The organism is Neobacillus sp. BP17 (assembly GCF_059579525.1).
In genome coordinates, this window is the sequence record NZ_CM184198.1 from 4,423,757 (window position 1) to 4,439,814 (window position 16,058).

Annotated in this window: 14 protein-coding genes and 1 riboswitch; of the genes, 1 reads left to right on the plus strand and 13 read right to left on the minus strand. The window is 39.7% G+C overall.

What is annotated here, in order from left to right:
* Positions 1-7 precede the first annotated feature (7 nt).
* Positions 8-616, minus strand: coding sequence for a succinate dehydrogenase cytochrome b558 subunit (locus tag AC4QJR_RS21655; RefSeq protein ID WP_098574290.1), 609 nt, complete (start codon positions 614-616; stop codon positions 8-10).
* Positions 617-1,059: 443 nt separating this feature from the next.
* Here AC4QJR_RS21655 and AC4QJR_RS21660 point away from each other — a divergent pair, with 443 nt between their 5' ends.
* Positions 1,060-1,503 (plus strand): YslB family protein, encoded by a 444-nt coding sequence (locus tag AC4QJR_RS21660; protein ID WP_496524147.1) that lies wholly within the window; start codon positions 1,060-1,062, stop codon positions 1,501-1,503.
* Positions 1,504-1,549: 46 nt separating this feature from the next.
* Here the strand turns inward: AC4QJR_RS21660 and AC4QJR_RS21665 are convergent, their stop codons facing one another.
* The 12 genes from AC4QJR_RS21665 to AC4QJR_RS21720 form a co-directional block, all read right to left on the minus strand.
* Positions 1,550-2,767 (minus strand): aspartate kinase, encoded by a 1,218-nt coding sequence (locus tag AC4QJR_RS21665; protein WP_375375130.1) that lies wholly within the window; start codon positions 2,765-2,767, stop codon positions 1,550-1,552.
* Between the two features lie 112 nt (positions 2,768-2,879).
* Positions 2,880-3,057, minus strand: a riboswitch (Lysine riboswitch).
* A gap of 70 nt (positions 3,058-3,127) precedes the next feature.
* A complete protein-coding gene (gene uvrC, locus AC4QJR_RS21670) occupies positions 3,128-4,900 on the minus strand; it encodes an excinuclease ABC subunit UvrC (protein ID WP_496524148.1) in 1,773 nt (590 codons plus the stop codon).
* Between the two features lie 143 nt (positions 4,901-5,043).
* Positions 5,044-5,358, minus strand: coding sequence for a thioredoxin (gene trxA, locus AC4QJR_RS21675; protein WP_098574296.1), 315 nt, complete (start codon positions 5,356-5,358; stop codon positions 5,044-5,046).
* A gap of 146 nt (positions 5,359-5,504) precedes the next feature.
* Positions 5,505-6,482 carry an electron transfer flavoprotein subunit alpha/FixB family protein gene (locus tag AC4QJR_RS21680; RefSeq protein ID WP_496524149.1) on the minus strand — a complete coding sequence of 326 codons (978 nt, stop codon included), beginning with the start codon at positions 6,480-6,482 and terminating at the stop codon, positions 5,505-5,507.
* Between the two features lie 39 nt (positions 6,483-6,521).
* Entirely contained in the window at positions 6,522-7,295 is a 774-nt protein-coding gene (locus tag AC4QJR_RS21685) for an electron transfer flavoprotein subunit beta/FixA family protein (RefSeq protein ID WP_496524150.1), read from the minus strand.
* Between the two features lie 106 nt (positions 7,296-7,401).
* A complete protein-coding gene (locus tag AC4QJR_RS21690; protein ID WP_496524151.1) occupies positions 7,402-8,175 on the minus strand; it encodes an enoyl-CoA hydratase in 774 nt (257 codons plus the stop codon).
* 24 nt (positions 8,176-8,199) lie between these two features.
* Positions 8,200-8,784 (minus strand): fatty acid metabolism transcriptional regulator FadR, encoded by a 585-nt coding sequence (gene fadR, locus AC4QJR_RS21695; RefSeq protein ID WP_098574304.1) that lies wholly within the window; start codon positions 8,782-8,784, stop codon positions 8,200-8,202.
* A 186-nt stretch (positions 8,785-8,970) separates the two neighbouring features.
* Complete coding sequence (locus AC4QJR_RS21700) at positions 8,971-10,674, minus strand: long-chain-fatty-acid--CoA ligase (RefSeq protein ID WP_496524152.1); 1,704 nt, start codon at positions 10,672-10,674, stop codon at positions 8,971-8,973.
* A 232-nt stretch (positions 10,675-10,906) separates the two neighbouring features.
* A complete protein-coding gene (locus AC4QJR_RS21705) occupies positions 10,907-11,314 on the minus strand; it encodes a DUF350 domain-containing protein (RefSeq protein WP_251460296.1) in 408 nt (135 codons plus the stop codon).
* A 19-nt stretch (positions 11,315-11,333) separates the two neighbouring features.
* Positions 11,334-13,694, minus strand: coding sequence for an endonuclease MutS2 (locus tag AC4QJR_RS21710; RefSeq protein WP_496524153.1), 2,361 nt, complete (start codon positions 13,692-13,694; stop codon positions 11,334-11,336).
* Between the two features lie 12 nt (positions 13,695-13,706).
* Entirely contained in the window at positions 13,707-15,425 is a 1,719-nt protein-coding gene (gene polX, locus AC4QJR_RS21715) for a DNA polymerase/3'-5' exonuclease PolX (RefSeq protein WP_496524154.1), read from the minus strand.
* A gap of 74 nt (positions 15,426-15,499) precedes the next feature.
* Positions 15,500-16,054 carry a CvpA family protein gene (locus AC4QJR_RS21720; protein WP_496524155.1) on the minus strand — a complete coding sequence of 185 codons (555 nt, stop codon included), beginning with the start codon at positions 16,052-16,054 and terminating at the stop codon, positions 15,500-15,502.
* Between the last annotated feature and the right edge of the window lie 4 nt (positions 16,055-16,058).

Genomic DNA, 16,058 nt, shown 5'->3' on the forward strand with positions numbered 1-16,058 from the left:
TCATTTTTTATACAAAAGCAAGTAATGTCGTTACACCAACATAAGATAGAGCCAAGAAAATAACGATTGTCACGTATGTAGTAATCACTTGAGAACGAGGCGATACTGTGATGCCCCAGCTTACCAAGAATGACCACAAGCCATTTGCAAAGTGGAAAATTGCTGAAATGATACCAACAACATAAAATCCAAACATGAATGGGGATGATAGGATATCTTGCATCATTTGGAAGTTAACTTCATTTCCAAAAGCAGCAGCGATACGAGTTTCCCACACATGCCATGTGATGAAAATTAGTGTAATTACACCAGACACACGTTGTAGCATAAACATCCAGTTTCTAAAAAAACCATATTGACTTGCATTGTTTTTAGCTGTAAAAGCGATATACAGCCCGTAGATTGCATGGAATAAAATCGGTAAATAAATAATTACAGTTTCTAAAACATAGCGAAATGGAAGATTCCCCATAAAGTTCGCTGCTTTGTTGAAGGATTCTACCCCTTCTGTTGCATAGTGATTCACAATTAGATGCTGCATGACAAAGATCCCGATTGGAATAACACCTAGCAACGAATGCAATCTCCGATAAACAAACTCTCGATTACCCGCCATAAATTTACCCCCCTATAATGTTTAAAAAAAATGATGTTCAGTTTCTATCAAATTAAATCCACTTTTGTCGAAACTTCGCATCACTGTGACAATAATGTGACAAGTTCATTTTACTCCCATCATCTAAGAGCGTCAAGAAAACGGATACACTTTATCTTGAGAAAAATAAAATTTTTTAAATATATTGAAATTATAATAGATTAGACTTTTCTACTGACGTACAGGGATATATTCTGAAAATCATTGTATTTTTATGGTAAATTTCCAAGATATAACGGTTGTTATTTCTTTCACAATGGGAATGATAATTATCATGGAAAACAAGGAATGATATTGCAAAATAACAAAAATTTAAACTAAAATTGATACATAATAACTAGAAAAACTGTACTAAAAATTAACCAAAAATGTATATAATAGAATGATAGAAAGAGGGGAAGCTTGTGAATAATAGTACAGTTATGAATGAAACGATCGATATTGATGAACCTAGAACTATTTCCATCTTCGGATATGAACTAATCAGAGAAGTTCTCTTGCCTGAGATTTTAGGGAAAGATACACCCGAAATTTTATATTGGGCCGGAAAACGACTTGCACGAAAATATCCATTAATGGATTTAGAACAGATTATTGATTTCTTCTCCAAGGCCTCATGGGGCCAGTTAGAACTTGTGAAAGAAAATAAAACAGAGTTCCAATTTGAATTAATTAGTCCGCTCATTATTTCACGCGTTAAGTCTAAGGCTGAACATTTTTTCCAACTTGAAGCAGGATTCCTTGCTCAACAAATTGAATTGCAAAAAGAAGCCAACGCCGAAACCTTCGAACATCCAATAAAAAAATCCAATAAAGTTGTTTTCACAGTGAAATGGGAAAAAAACTAATTGAAAATGGTGTCAGGCACCGAATAGTGCCTGACACCATTCTTTTTTATTGAACTGCAAGTCCGAATGCTTCGTGTAAAGCTTCTACTGCTTTTAACATATTTTTTTCTTCTACAACGGCTGACACTTTTATTTCTGATGTGCTGACCATTTTGATTTGGATGTTGTTTGCAGCGAGTACCTCAAACATCTTTGCTGCTACACCGGGATTGGAAATCATCCCAGAGCCGACAATCGACACCTTCGCTAATTTGTTTTCAGCATCAATTTGCTCATAATTAAGCACAGCTTTATTGTCTTCTAGGACCTTTAATGTTTCTAATAGATCATTTGTATGAATAGAGAAGGACAAATTCGCAGAACCACCCTCAGTTGTGCTTTGGATAATAATATCCACATTCAGATGATTTTCAGCAAGTGTGGTAAAAATGGTTGATAGGCTTGTTAATGAATTAGCCAATCCTAATACTGTTACTTTTGTAATTTCGTCTTCAAATGCAACTCCGCGGACTACTAAGTTTTGTTCCATTGCTGCTTCCCCCTCAATAACTGTTCCTTCTATTTTCTCCATGCTCGAACGAACTTCGAGACGTACTTGATAGTTTTTAGCAAATTCCACTGCTCGTGGATGAAGTACTCCTGCACCTAAATTAGCTAACTCCAGCATTTCATCGTACGATACCGATAATAGCTTGCGAGCACTCTTTACATATCTTGGATCCGTTGTGAAAACTCCCGTTACATCCGTATATATGTCGCATTTATCGGCCTTTAAGGCTGCTGCTAGTGCAACGGCTGTGGTATCGGAACCGCCACGGCCAAGTGTAGTAATTTCACCCTCTTCGGTGATTCCTTGGAATCCCGCAACAATGACCACCTTGCCGGATTCAAGCTGTGATTCAATCGCTGCTGTTTTAATATTAGAAATCCGGGCATTTCCATGGACTGGTTCGGTCATAATACCGGCCTGCCAACCTGTGAAGGACACAGCATCAAGCCCTTGCTGGTTGAGAGCCATAGACAGTAACGAAATTGTTACTTGTTCCCCGGTCGATAACAGCATGTCCATTTCCCGTTTATTTGGCTGCGCTGAAATCTCCTTTGCTAAACCGACGAGTGTATCCGTAGATTTTCCCATTGCAGAAACAACAACAACCACATTATTTCCGCGGTCAACCTCACCTTTTACACATGATGCGACATTTAAAATTCTTTCTACATTAGCGACGGAGGTGCCTCCGAACTTTTGTACAATAATCCCCATGTTTGTTTTCCCCTTCTCCAGATGTAATTCATATTTTTCCCCAAATAAACACAAAAAAGCAATGAGAGGGCATCTCATTGCTTAAAACACGAAAAAAATTCTCGCACCTACAATGTAAGATAGCTCTCCAAGACATTAGTCTTGACAATCCAGCATTTATTCAATACGGGACCAGAAAAGAAAGTTATGAGACTTTCTTTACTTCGGCGAACATCCCCTTTCATGATTCTTCTCAGAAGCTCATCCTTCTCAGAACCACTACTCTTGAAGCTCGCACCTCTACCTTCACTTTAATACGTAAAAGTGATAGTAAATTAAATTTTCACTTATTATAGCATGTTCCTTTTTCTCTGACAATCTCTAGGATTGAAGTTTTTTGATTAATTCTTCGGCCACATTCATAGGAATTCCAATATTAATGAATTCCTCTTTACTTGCTTCTTTCATTTTTTTCACCGAGCCGAACTGTTTTAACAATAACTTTTTCCGTTTCTCTCCAATTCCCGGAATATCATCAAGCAAGGATTGAAACGCAGATTTTCCGCGCAGTTGGCGATGGAAGGTGATCGCAAAACGATGGACCTCATCTTGAATCCTTTGCAGTAAATAAAACTCCTGGCTGTTTCGCCCGAGAGGAACAATTCCTAAAGGATTGCCATACAGCAACTGGGATGTCCGGTGTTTTTCGTCTTTTACAAGCCCCGAGAGCGGAATATCCAAACCTAATTCATTTTCCAATACGTCTCGTACGGCTTCAACATGCCCTTTACCACCATCAATGATGATTAAATCAGGAAGAGGGAGTTCCTCTTTTAGCGCGCGTGAGTACCTTCTTCTCGTTACTTCTCGCATCGATTCATAATCATCCGGCCCTTGAACCGTTTTGATTTTGTATTTACGGTATTCACGATGGTTCGCCTTGCCGTCAATGAACACTACCATTGCTGATACAGGGTCAGTCCCTTGAATATTAGAATTATCAAAGGCTTCAATCCGGTGCGGCGTGTAGATTCCCAGTAATTCTCCCAGGTTCTCCACTGCCTTAATGGTTCGATTTTCATCCTTTTCAATTAGTGAAAATTTTTCATTCAAAGCAATTTTTGCATTTTTAATCGCTAATTGCACAAGATCCTTTTTTTGTCCTCGTTGCGGCTGAAGCACTTTAACTTCCAACAGTTGTTCTGCTAAACTCAACTCGACATCATCTTGAATGAGAATTTCTTTCGGCTTAAAGTGATTGGCTTTCGAATAAAACTGACCGAGGAACGTTAAGATCTCTTCCTCTGGCTCATTATAGACGGGGAACATAGAAACGTCCCGCTCAATTAGTTTGCCTTGGCGGACAAAAAAGACTTGCACACACATCCAGCCTTTATCAACTGCATAGCCAAAAACATCACGGTCAGTAAAATCGGTCATCGTAATTTTTTGTTTTTCCATAATCGTTTCAATATGAATGATTTTGTCACGGTATTCTTTTGCACGTTCAAAGTCCAATTCTTCGGAGGCAGCAGCCATTTTTTCCTTCAGCTCTTTTTTTATTTCCTTATATCCGCCATTTAAAAAGCGGGTGATTTCATCCGTCATCTGTTTATACTGTTCTTCCTGGACTTCATTCACACATGGTGCCAGGCACTGTCCTAAATGATAGTATAAACAGACTCGGTCCGGCAGGGTTGAGCATTTGCGGAGCGGGTAGATTCGGTCAAGAAGCTTTTTGGTTTCATTTGCTGCTGTCACATTGGGATACGGACCAAAGTATTTGCCTTTATCCTTTTTTACTTTTCTTGTGATAATAAGTTTGGGATGCTTTTCCGCTGTTAACTTGATAAACGGATAGGTTTTATCATCCTTCAACATGATATTGTATTTTGGATCGTACTTTTTAATAAGATTAAGTTCCAGCAAAAGTGCTTCAATATTCGAAGAGGTTACGATATATTCAAAGTCCTCAATTTCATTGACAAGTCTTAGTGTCTTCCCATCGTGCGACCCCGTAAAATAGGAACGGACACGATTTTTTAGTACCTTAGCTTTTCCCACATAAATAATCGTTCCCTGACGGTCTTTCATTAAGTAGCAGCCAGGTTGATCCGGCAGCAGCGTCAGTTTTTGCTTAATTGTTTCATTCATTCCGGCCACTCCCCTCCCGTCTTATATAAATTCATCTGTTAAAATATTAAAGGAAATTGCGCCTAATTGAAAGTAGTAGTCACTTGGAAAAAGAAAAAAACCTTAGCCGGGATATTTCCTAGCTAAGGCTTTTCTTGCTCTATTTACACGTGTTTTTCTAAAACACCTGCTAGTGCATCTTTTGGTTGGAAGCCGACAACTTTATCAACGACTTCTCCATTTTTCATCACTAATAAAGTTGGGATGCTCATTACACCAAAGTTTGCTGCAGTTTGTGGGTTATCATCCACATCAAGTTTAGTGATTTTTACTTTATCGCCCATTTCTAAGTCAAGTTCTTCAAGAACGGGAGCGATCATTTTACAAGGTCCGCACCATGGTGCCCAAAAATCTACAAGAACAAGGCCTGAACCAGTTTCAGCCGAAAAGTTTTGATCAGTTAAATGTGAAATTGCCATTTATATTGCCCTCCTAATGATTACTGAGTTACTACCGAAAGTATAACATCGTTTAAAAAATCAAGCTAATAAATTGCTTCATCAATTATTATCCCCAAAATAAACAAAATACAAAACGAGCGGAAGCATTCCGCTCGCCCTTATTATTATGAGTGTACTTTGAGCTTTTTAAACTCCTCAGTTAGTAATGGAACTACTTCAAACAAGTCACCGACAATTCCGTAATCAGCTACTTTAAAAATGTTTGCTTCTGGGTCCTTGTTAATAGCAACGATTACTTTTGAGTTAGACATACCGGCTAAGTGCTGAATAGCTCCGGAAATGCCGCAAGCAATATAAAGATCTGGTGTAACAACCTTGCCCGTTTGGCCAATTTGCAGCGAGTAATCACAATAATCAGCATCACAAGCACCACGAGAAGCACCGACTGCACCGCCAAGGACTGTGGCTAACTCTTTAAGCGGTTGGAATCCATCTGCACTTTTTACACCGCGGCCTCCTGAAATAACTACTTTCGCCTCGCTTAAATCAACACCCTCACTCGCTTTTCTAACGACCTCTTTAATGATTGCACGAAGATCTTTGATTTCTACAGAAAGGGCTGATACATCTCCGCTTCTGCCTTCGTCTTTCTCAAGTGGGGTGATATTATTTGGTCGTACCGTTGCGAAAATCAAGCCCTCTGTCACAATTTTCTTTTCAAATGCTTTACCGGAATAAATCGGTCTTGTGAACACGACATTTCCACCCGCTACTTCAATAGCAGTGGCGTCTGAGATTAAACCTGATGCTAATTTTCCGGCAATTCTTGGGGAAAGGTCTTTACCTAACGAGGTATGTCCCAAAATCAGCCCTTCTGGTTTTTCTTGGTTAAGCACCGCTAATAGAGCTTGTGCGTAACCATCTGATGTATAAAGTTTTAATTTCTCATCTTCAACCACAACCACACGGTCCGCACCAAATTGGATTAACTCAGTCGATAGAGCACTTACAGAATCGCCCACTAAAACACCAACTACTTCTCCGCCTTCAGCAACTGTTTTTGCTGCTGCAATTGCTTCGAATGACACATTACGTAATGAACCGTCACGAACTTCTCCTAAAACTACCACTTTTCTTGACATTCCATATACCTCCTGAGATCAAAATTTGTATTAAACCCGTTAGATTACTTTTGCTTCGGTATGAAGAAGTTGAACAAGTTCTTTTACTTGATCATTCAAATCGCCGGCTAGAACGCGGCCTGCTTCCTTCTTAGGCGGCAAATAAATTTCAATCGTTTTTGTTTTTGCTTCCACATCGTCTTCTTCAAGGTCTAAGTCATCTAACTCTAATTCTTCAAGCGGCTTCTTCTTTGCCTTCATAATCCCAGGTAAGGATGGGTAGCGCGGTTCGTTTAGACCTTGTTGGGCTGTAACTAATAGTGGAAGGCTAGTTTCGATGACTTCAGAATCACCTTCAACGTCTCTGGTAACGGTTACATTTGTTCCGTCAATTTCTAATTTAGTAATAGTGGTTACATAAGGTATGTTTAACAATTCCGCAACACGTGGGCCCACTTGGCCTGATCCACCGTCAATCGCTACATTTCCGCCAATGATTAAATCAGCATCTTTATCCTTTAAATATTCAGCAAGGATTTTTGCTGTCGTAAATTGATCTCCGCCTTCTACATCATCCTCGGTATTGATAAGGACTGCTTTATCTGCACCCATTGCCAGTGCAGTACGTAATTGCTTTTCTGCTTCTTCTGTTCCAACAGAAATAACGGTTACTTCTCCACCTTTAGCATCACGAACCTGGATTGCTTCTTCAATAGCATATTCATCATACGGATTGATGATAAATTCAGCGCCATCCTCATTAATTTTTCCAGCAGAAATCGAAATTTTTTCCTCGGTATCAAAGGTTCTTTTCATTAATACATAAATATTCATGATTTCCCTCCTAATAAAATTTCGAGCATTCGCTCAGTTTGAAAGATTGAGAAAATTTTTTATAAAAAAAAGGGCTTCCTTTACAATTATACCTGCAAAGATAAGTTTATTCACCCTTAAAATTTGGTTCTCTTTTTTCAATAAAGGCTTGGATGCCTTCTTTCCCATCGTTAGAAACAAACACTTGACCAAATAACTCAGATTCTCTTTTGGAACCTTCGTAGAACTCGTCTGTTTTTGCATAATTTAGCAGTTCAATTGCCGCACTGATGGACCCTGGGCTTTTTTTCGCAATTTTCGCTGCTAGTTTAAGTGCCTGCGGGACTACTTCTGTGTCGGGAAAAGCACGATTTGCTAAACCAAATTGGACTGCTTCTATACCTGTGATTGGCTCAGAAGTAAACAGCATTTCTGCAGCTCTTGCCACGCCCACATATTTAGGCAGACGCTGCGAACCAGCAAATCCTGGTATTAAGCCAAGCTGCAATTCAGGCAGACCAAGTTTTGCCTGCTCACTAACATAGCGGATATGGCATGCCATTGCTAGTTCAAGCCCCCCGCCAAGTGCTGCACCATGGATAGCGGCGATAATGGGTTTCGGGAATTTTTCCATTCGGTCAAATAAGTCTTGCCCATACTTTCCAAGATTTGAAAATCCTTCTGAAGAAGTGACAGTAGTAAATTCTTTAATATCTGCACCAGCAGAGAAAAAGCGCCCTTCCCCATGAATGACAATAACTCTGATCTCGCGATTAGGTTCAATCTCATCAAGCACAGTTGACAATTCCCTTAGTAGTCCTGAAGAAAGGGCGTTTGCTGGAGGACGATCAATTGTAATTGTCGCAATACTGTCTTGAAAAGACCATTTTAAATATTCCATTGGATTTCCCCCTATTTTTAATATTTATCGGCTTCCACAGCCATTAATCAAGAGGCGATGGACTGGAGTAGCCAGTGCAACTAGATCGTACTTTTCCTCGTTCATCACCCATGATGTCACGGTCTCATCGATTGTACCGAAAATCATTTGCCGGGCCAGACGGATATCGAGGTCGATGGGAAACTCACCGGTTTCTTTACCTTCAATAACAATCTTATCAATTACCTGCAGGTAACCTTTTAGAACATTATTAATTCGGTGCCGCAGTTCCTTATTCGATTGCCGTAACTCTAACTGTGTCACGATTGCCATGTGATGGTCTTCAGAAAGCATACTAAAATGAGCTTCTATCATCATTAATAACTTCTCTGCCGCCGTCCCTTTTCCTGCTATCATTGTATCTATTTTTTCAATGAAACTTCCCATTTTTTCTTCAAAGAGAGAGATAAGGATGTCTTCCTTGTTTTTAAAATATAGATAAATGGTGCCATCAGCCACTCCAGCCTGCTTTGCAATTTTTGAAACTTGGGCTTGATGGTAGCCATTTTCAGCAATTACAATCACCGCAGCATCAATAATTTGCATGTATTTGGGCTTACTTTTTTTCAACTTTATCCCTCCTTTGAAAGAAAAGTTCTGTTCAGTTTATAAGAATTATTAAAAAGAAAAATATGAATGAATAATCATTCATATTTTAATAATAGTTATTATCTCTGGATATGTCAAGATATCTCATTACTTTTTTCATATAATAGGTTAGGGACAGGCTTAATCTGTCAAAAAAAAGAGGAGCAATTATGCGTGTTTTTGGTTTTCTTCTATTTTTTGTTTCTCTTCTTCAACTAGCATCCTTCTTAGAATTTTCCCTACAGCTGTTTTGGGCAATTCTTGTCTAAATTCATAGTATCTTGGTGCCTTGTATGCTGCAAGATATTTTCGTGAAAATTGGTTCATTTCTTCTGCCGTAACGGTTGAACCTTCTTTTAAAACAATGTATGCCTTAACCGTTTCTCCACGGTATTGATCAGGTATTCCTGCTACAACCGCTTCAACCACATCCGGATGTTCATATAATACTTCCTCTATTTCTCTTGGATAGATATTATACCCACCGGCGATAATCATATCCTTTTTGCGATCAACGACATAAAAATAGCCTTGTTCATCCATATAGCCAAGATCACCTGTATATAACCATCCATCATGAAGGACTTCCTTGGTATCCTCTGGACGATTCCAGTACCCTTTCATGATTTGCGGCCCTTTTATCACGATTTCTCCCATTTCCTTGATCGGCACCGGTTCACCTGTGTCGGTTGCTACAACCTTTACTTCTGTATCTGGCCAGGGCACACCAATACTGCCTTTAATTCGAGGGGCATCCCATAAAAAGTTCGCATGTGTGACTGGAGATGCTTCCGTTAACCCATAGCCTTCTACAAGCTTTCCTCCAGAAACGTCCTCAAACTTCTCTTGTACTTCAACGGGAAGGGCAGCTGAGCCACTGATACAAGAGTGAATGGATGATAAATCATATTTTTTCAAATCAGGATAATTTAAGAGGCCAATATAAATGGTTGGTGCACCTGGGAACACGGTTGGGCGCTGTTGGTGTATGGTCTTCAATGTTGTCTCCACATCAAATTTAGGTAAAAGAATCATTTTATTGGCCTGCATCACCGATAAAATGAGCACCGTTGTCATGCCATACACGTGGAAAAACGGGATAATTGCGAGTACTGACTCTTCTCCTGGCTTGGTTTTGTAAAGCCAGGCCTGACACATCTTTGTATTAGCAATTAAATTCTTATGAGTGAGCATGACACCTTTCGGAAATCCTGTCGTTCCTCCCGTATATTGAAGGAGAGCAACATCTTCCTCAGGATTAAATTCAACATCACTCACTTTTGAAGATTTCATTTTTACTATTTCCGAAAGCAGATGTGTGCTTCCTCCGTGTTTGACATTCACAACAATGCCATATTGTTTTTTCTGGATGAAGGGATAAATTATATTTTTAGGGAATGGTAAGTAGTTCTTGATAGCGGTTACAATTATATGCTGTAAATTTGTATGCGGCATTACTTTAGATACACGTGGGTAGAGGATGTCGAGTGTAATGATTGCCTTTGCTCCTGAATCTTTCATCTGATATTCAAGTTCACGTTCCGTATATAATGGGTTCGTTTGTACAACAATTCCGCCTGCTATTAGTATCCCAAAATAACTAATCACGGCCTGTGGTGTGTTAGGCAGCATGATCGCGACCCGATCACCTTTTGAAATGCCCAGGTTTTCTTGCAAATAACCAGCAAAATTCATGGCATCTTCATAAAGTTGTTTATAAGTGATGTCTTTTCCCATAAAATGAATCGCTATTTTTTTAGGGTATTGCTCTACAGAATTCACTAAGTATTGCTGTACAGGCTCTCTACAGTACTCAAGTGTTGCGGGTATTTCTTTCGGATACAGTGCTAGCCAAGGCTTATCTTCATACATAATATCCCCCTTTTCTATGTGGATAATTTCAAAAATTCGCACTTCTCTTCTATTATATTACAGTACTTCACATTAAACAATTGACGATATAGTTAAAAAATCACCGCTGAATAATCCTCAGCGGTGATTTGGACTTACGCAAAAAATAACATATAGATTAAACCGATTAGCAAAAACAAGCCGCATAATCCAAGAAGTATCTTAGCTAATGTCTCCACTTATTATTCTCCCCTTACGTAATACCAGAACCAATGACAATCGATAAGCCAATCGAGATCACCATCGAAATCAACCCAACTGCCCGATTATCATTTTGAATTTCTTCGTCAATTTTAAATTTTGGCGTTAAAAATTCAAAGATAAAATAACCAACTACTAATAACAGAAATCCATAAATCCCCCAGCCAATCATGGAAAGCAACGAATTGTTCTGCTCGATTGTACAGCGAAAAATATTGGCCACCCCAAATATTTTCCCCCCTGTTGCCATTGCCACAGCCACATTTCCTTTTTTGATTTCTTCCCAATTTTTATATTTGGTCACCATTTCAAAAATAGCTAAAAAGACGACCAAACATAAAATGACGACACTATAATTAGCAGCTATTTGAATATATTCGTTCTCCCAAAACTGGTCCATTGCCAAAACTCCCCGGACATTATTTAAACTCTACGATGGTTACGCCTGATCCGCCTTCCCCAGCTTCTCCAAAGCGAATTTTTTTGACAGAGCGATGGTTTCTTAAGTATTCCTGAACACCCTGTCGCAGCGCACCCGTTCCTTTACCGTGGATGATCGATACACGTGGATAACTGGAAAGCAGCGCATCATCAATATATTTTTCCACCTTAAGAAGAGCATCTTCATACCTCTCTCCGCGGAGGTCTAATTCCAGTTTAACATATGAATCCCGACCTTTGACAATCGCCATTGGTTTGGTTTCAACCTGTTTCGGGGTACTCATATATTCCATATCTTTTTCTTTTACTTTCATTTTGAGAATACCGATTTGAACCTGCCATTCATTTGAAGAAACTCTTTCAACCAGGGTGCCCTTTTGATCAAAGGTAAGTACCTTTACCTCATCGCCAGGCATATACGTATGTTTCTTTGTTTTTTTATTTTTGAGTTTAGCAGCGGATTTTGGTATTTCTGGTGCGGCATTTTCTAAGCGCCGTTTTGCTTCAATTAATTCGTGTTCCTTAATATCGGCATGCTTTTCCGTGCGCATTTTGCGAAGATCTCGGATGACCAGTTCGGCCTCACTCTTTGCCTCGTCAACGATTTCTCCAGCCTTCTCTGCTGCCTTCTCAAGCATAGAGTCTTTTTTCTCGTAAAATTCCATCAGTTGTTTCTGCAAGTCTTGATGGAGTTTCTCAGCAGACTTTAAATAATCGCGAGCTTCTTCTTGCTCTTTTTCTGCCAGTCGTTTACTATCCTCAAGCGATGAAATCATCTTATCAATTTGGTTCGTATCTTCACTAACATGTGAGCGGGCCGCCTCGATGACCCGTTCATTTAAGCCGAGACGTTTGGAGATTTCAAACGCGTTACTCCGCCCAGGAACTCCTAATAACAATTTATAGGTAGGGCTTAATGTTTCCACATCAAACTCGACACTCGCATTCAAAACACCCTCACGGTTATAACCGTATGCTTTTAACTCAGGATAATGTGTCGTCGCAATGACTCTCGCGCCCCGCTTGTGAACCTCATCTAAAATGGAAATCGCCAAGGCCGCACCTTCCTGCGGATCGGTGCCTGCCCCTAGTTCATCAAATAGTACAAGACTATTAAAATCGACGCGGTTTAAGATATCCACGATATTAACCATATGGGATGAAAAGGTACTTAAGCTTTGTTCAATGGATTGTTCATCGCCTATATCAGCATAAACTGCATCAAAAACAGCTAACTCCGAACCGTCATACGCTGGAATCTGCAAACCCGCCTGGGCCATTAATGTACACAACCCAAGTGTTTTTAAGGTGACCGTTTTTCCGCCAGTATTCGGACCCGTGATAACAATCGTTGTGAACTCTTTTCCAAGCATGATGTCGTTGGCGACGACTTCATCGATGGGAATAAGTGGATGTCTTGCCTTATATAATGCAATCCTTCCTTCATTATTCATGATCGGCATGGTTGCTTTTATTTGCTTTCCAAACCTAGCCTTTGCAAAAATAAAGTCTAAATTAGCAAGGACTTTGACGATGACTTTAAGTTCACTCTCGTGTTCAGCCGCTGCGGCGGATAACTCGGTAAGAATCCTATCGATTTCGAGTTGTTCCTTCACACGAATATCCTGCAGTTGATTGTTTAATTGGACAATCACTTGCGGTTCTATAAAAAGGGTTTGTCCCGATGCGCTTTGGTCATGAATAATCCCGCCATAATGGCCGCGATACTCCTGTTTAACAGGAATGACAAATCTGTCATTTCGAATCGTGACAATAGCGTCGGAAAGCATTTTGCTGGCATTAGAAGAGCGAATCATACTCTCTAATTTTTCACGAACTCGCGATTCATTGGATCTAAGTTGATGCCTTAATGACCGTAAAAGATCGCTTGCACTGTCTAATACCTCACCATTGTCATCGATGGCTTGTTTAATGGAATGCTCAAGGTTTGTGAGCGGAATAATTCTCTCCGCTTGTTCAGACAAAATCGGAATTTCTGTTCGTTCATCAGCAAACTCTTCGATAAATCGTTTCATTTGTCTGCTTGCATGGATAGTACTAGCTATTTGAATAAGTTCATGCGGGCTTAACACACCGCCAATGACAGAACGTTTAATGTGTGCAGTTATATCATGAACACCTGAAAGTGGAACATTCCCTTTTACCCGGAATACCGTCGCTGCCTCATCTGTTTCAGCTTGAAGTTTAACCACCTCATCAAAATCAGTAGATGGGACTAAGTCCTGTATTTTTCTTCTCCCAAGGGAAGAAGCTGCATGTTCTAACAACTGTTCTTTAACTTTAGTGAATTCTAATACTTTTAATGCCTTTTCTTGCATGGAGATAACCTCCTATTCTCGATTATGTAAAAATTCTAGCAGGTCATTTTTATCCAGGGCATTTAACACTGATGATTTTTTAATCCAGCCTTTTTTGGCTGCGGAAACACCGATTTCCATATGCTTTAATGTGTCCATTTTATGTGCATCTGTGTTGATAAGGATTTTTACTCCCGCATCTTGAGCCTTTCGTAGATATTCGGCTGCTAGATCTAGCCTATTGGGATTTGCATTTAGTTCTAGTGCTGTATTGGTTTCTTTGGCAAGTTGAATCAGTAGATCGATGTCGACATCATATCCTTCGCGGCGCCCGATTTTTCTGCCGGTTGGATGAGCAATTAAATCCACATGGGCATTCGTTAACGCTGTCTTTAGACGTTCCATGATTTTTTCCCGCGGTTGAGAAAAGGCAGAATGAATGGAGGCAATCACGAAATCCATGTCAGCCAGGAACTCATCATCATAATCCAAGCTGCCATCTGGAAGAATATCCATCTCGACACCCGCTAGAATAAGAAAATCATCATACTTTTGATTTAGTCTGTTAATTTCTTCTCTTTGCATTAGTAGTCTTTCGCGTGTAAGGCCATTAGCCACTTTTAAATACTGTGAATGGTCTGTGATGGCCATATATTGATAACCTCTTGCCCGGCAGACTTGAGCCATTTGTTCAATAGAATGGGCACCGTCGCTCCAAGTGGAATGCATGTGCAGATCACCTTTAATATCTGCTAACTCAATTAATTCCTCCGTTGCACTGAATGTCTCGACTTCCTTCCCGTCCTCTCTTATTTCTGGAGGAATAAAGGGAAGGTCAAAATGCTTGAAAAAATCTTCTTCAGATGAGAAGGTGAGAATTTCCCCTGTCTCGCTTATTTCCACGCCATATTCACTGATTTTTTCACCGCGTTCTTTCGCAAGTTGTCTCATCCGGACATTATGATCTTTTGATCCAGTGAAATGATGCAGAGTTGTGATAAATTCTTCTGGTTTCACGAGGCGAAAATCGACAGAAATATCATAATCATAGGCAAAAACGAGGGAGACCTTCGTTTCCCCTGCTCCAATCACTTCTTTAATGTTTGCTAATTGTAATAGCTGCTCGCGCACATGTTCAGGCTGACCGGTTGCGATGATAAAATCAAGATCTTTGATCGTCTCTCTCATTCTGCGCAGGCTTCCTGCACGTGAGAATCGCTCAATATCCTTAAAATCCGCCAGTGTGGCTTCAATCTGCTCTGCAATGGGCAGCATGTACGCTAACGGAAGCCGTTCAGGCCTTGTACCGACATTGGCAATGGCACTGAGAATTTTTTCCTCTGTTTTTTTACCAAAACCAGCGAGTGCTTGAACCTTTCCTGCTTCACAGGCTTCTTTTAAACTGGAAACGTCAATGACCTTTAACTCTTTGTATAGTTTAGCAATCTTCTTACCCCCAAGTCCTGGGAGCTGAAGCAACGGGATTAGTCCTCTTGGAACCTCCGCCTTTAACTCTGTTAACACGGAGGAAGTACCCTCTTTTATGTATTCATCTATGACAGCGGCTGTCCCTTTACCGATCCCAGAAATCGTTGTAAAATCTTCAATTTCTGTTAAGTCTCGTTCATCTGTTTCCAAGGCATTACCCGCTTTTCGAAAAGCAGATACCTTAAAAGGGTTTTCTCCCTTTAACTCCATATAAGTGGCAATCGTTTCTAATAATCGTAATAAATCTTTTTTAGTTACTTCCATTATTAAGTCACCTACCTACTGATTAGCATTTTCATTTTAGCCTACTTTATGGCATGAATAGAAAAACTTCTCTGCTACAGAGAAGTTAAAGCAGCTGTATATTCTATCCACAAGCTTTTTATTTGCTGTGAAAGGATCGGAGTGTTATTCACAATTGCTTTTGACATGATCGATTGGTCCAAAGCATTTTGCATAAATTCGATTGGTACAAGGGCTGAAATATATAATAAAATAAAGATAACTAAATACACTTCAACGAAACCTAGAATTCCTCCTGCCCAAACATTCAACTGCTTTAAAATAGGCAGATGAGCAACGAAATCGAGCATGGAACCAATAATTTGCAATAACACTTTTACGGCAAAAAAGATAATGACAAAGGCAATCGCACGATAGAAGGCAGCTTCCATATTACTGCTGTCTCCTAGGATTTTTAGGGAAGACATGTTACCAAAGTTTGGATAAGGAATCCATAGTGTTAACTTCGGTGCTAACTGTTCGTAGTATGAATATGCGGCTACATATGCAATAATAAAACCTAATAAATGAACAAGCTGCAGAATAAAGCCTCTTTTCAGGCCTACAAAGAATCCAATAATTAAAAAAATGATAATGGCTAAATCCAACATGATT